The 2,207-nt window shown below is 72.1% G+C and carries 1 protein-coding gene and 1 pseudogene; both read left to right on the forward strand.

The window, feature by feature from the left end; translation table 11 throughout:
• Window positions 1-94 precede the first annotated feature (94 nt).
• Window positions 95-1,930 (forward strand): LpqB family beta-propeller domain-containing protein, encoded by a 1,836-nt coding sequence (locus tag M878_RS75360; RefSeq protein WP_023550069.1) that lies wholly within the window; start codon window positions 95-97, stop codon window positions 1,928-1,930.
• A 141-nt stretch (window positions 1,931-2,071) separates the two neighbouring features.
• Window positions 2,072-2,207, forward strand: a pseudogene (locus M878_RS000000100180) (ComF family protein); the annotation flags it as partial.

Consider the following 2,207-nt stretch of genomic DNA (forward strand, 5'->3'; position numbering starts at 1 on the left):
GACAAGGCCGCCGGGGATCCGGCACCCGACGGGGGCGCGGCCCGGCCGGAGGCGACCGGCGCGCAGGACTCGACGGAGCCAGGGGAGGCATTTCGTGGGCGCTGACCGCAAGGGGGGCGCCCGGCACAAGCCGGGACGCGCGGTGGCGTACGCCGCCCTGGGGACCGTACTGCTGGCCGGGTGCGCGTCGATGCCCGACAGCGGGGACCTGAAGAACGTGGAGTCCACGCCGCGACAGGACACCGGGGTCCGGGTGTTCGCCATGCCGCCGGCCGAGGGCGCCGGGCCCGCCGAGATCATGCAGGGCTTCCTGGAGGCGCTGACCAGTGACGACCCGGCGTACGACACGGCCCGCAAGTATCTGACCTCCGATGCGGCGCGCATATGGCGGCCGGAGCAGTCGACCACGGTCCTCGCGGGCGGGCCGAGCATCGAGCCCGGCTGCCGGGCCGGTGGCAGTCCGGACCTGCCCAGCAGCATCACCTGCGTGCTGGCGGGCAGCCAGGTCGCGACGGTGGACGGGCAGCAGGCGTACCAGCCGACCGACGGGGCCTACCGCAAGAAGGTCCACCTGACGCGCGATCCCAAGAACGGGCAGTGGCGCATCGATCAGCTGCCCGACGGGGTCGTCATGGGCAAGTCGGACTTCCAGCGCAACTACACCCCCGTCGACAAGTACTACTTCGCCTCCGACACGGCGGTCGGGTCGACGGGACAGCCGGTGGCGGTCGCTGATCCGGTGTTCGTGCGCAGCAAGGTGGACCCGATGACGCAGATGGTCCGCTCGCTGCTGAACGGCCCCACCGGCTGGCTCGGGCCGGTCGTCAGGTCCAGTTTCCCGACCGGCACGGCCCTGCAGAAGGATGTGTCGGGCCTGGCGCCGGACGACCAGAACAAGCTGACTGTGCCGCTGAACCTGAAGCAGTCCCAGGTCGCGGCGACCAAGTGCACCGAAATGGCGACGCAGGTGCTGTTCACTCTGCGAAACCTGGCGCCGACATTGGAGTCCGTCGAACTGCAGGGCGTCGGCGGTCACCGGCTGTGCGGCCTGAGCGAGGAGCGCGCCGAGTCCGCGGCCTGGCACGGGTCGTCCAAGACCCCCGACAACCTGTACTACCTCGACGGAAAGCACCGGCTGGTACGGATGCCGACGGGGAGCACGAGCACCAGTGCCCTTCCCGCGCCTGGGCCGCTGGGCGAGGGCGCCAGGGCGCTGGAGTCGGTGGCGGTGTCGCGGGACGAGCACTATGCGGCCGGGGTCGGTGACCAGGGCAGATCGTTGTACGTGACGTCGCTGGTGGCGGGTGCTTCCCTCGGGGACGCGCTGGTGACCAGCCACGGCGCGACCGCGGACGACCGGCTGACGACACCGAGCTGGGATGCCCGCGGCGACCTGTGGGTGGCCGACCGCGACCCGCGCCATACGCGGCTGTACATCGTACAAAAGGGCTCAGACAAGCCGGAGCAGGTCGCCGTCCCGGACCTGTCCGGCCAGATCCAGGACGCGCGGGTGGCGGCCGACGGCGTGCGGATCGCGCTGGTCGTGGAGAAGGACGGCAAGCAGTCCCTGCTCATCGGCCGCGTCCAGCGCGACGACGGGACCGGGCAGGGGACCTCGGTGGTCGAACTGCGCTCGGCCGCGCCCGACTTGGAGCAGGTCAGCGCCCTGTCGTGGGCCGGGGACAGCAGACTGCTGGTCGTCGGCCGGGAGCAGGGTGGCGTGCTGCAGATGCGGTACGTCCAGGTCGACGGCTCCACGCTCGACGGCCCGGCGCCAGGCGCGCTCCCCGGCGTCAGCACGATCGCCGCGTCCGAGGACGAGCGGGTGCCGCTGGTGGCCTGCTCGGAAGACGGGATCGTACGGCTGCCGTCCGGGGCGCAGTGGCAGAAGGTGGACAAGGACGGGACGGCACCGGTCTATCCGGGCTGAGCGCCGCGTCGGGCATCATCTCAGCCCGCGTGCGAGTGACGGGTGGGTGTGCGACCGGCGGCGTGCGGTCTTCCGGGCTTGTCCACAGGGGGTTTTCCACAGGGGTGGCCGGACCGCTCCGGCATTGGCACAGTGGTGCACATGCGGGGGTGGTGGCGGGACCTCACCGACCTGGTGCTGCCGACCGACTGCGCGGGCTGCGGAGCACCTCGCACGCTGCTCTGCCCGCGGTGCCGGGGCGCGCTGTCCGGGCGCGCGCCGCGACGCGTGCGGCCGG

Source organism: Streptomyces roseochromogenus subsp. oscitans DS 12.976, from assembly GCF_000497445.1.
Lineage (GTDB): Bacteria > Actinomycetota > Actinomycetes > Streptomycetales > Streptomycetaceae > Streptomyces > Streptomyces oscitans.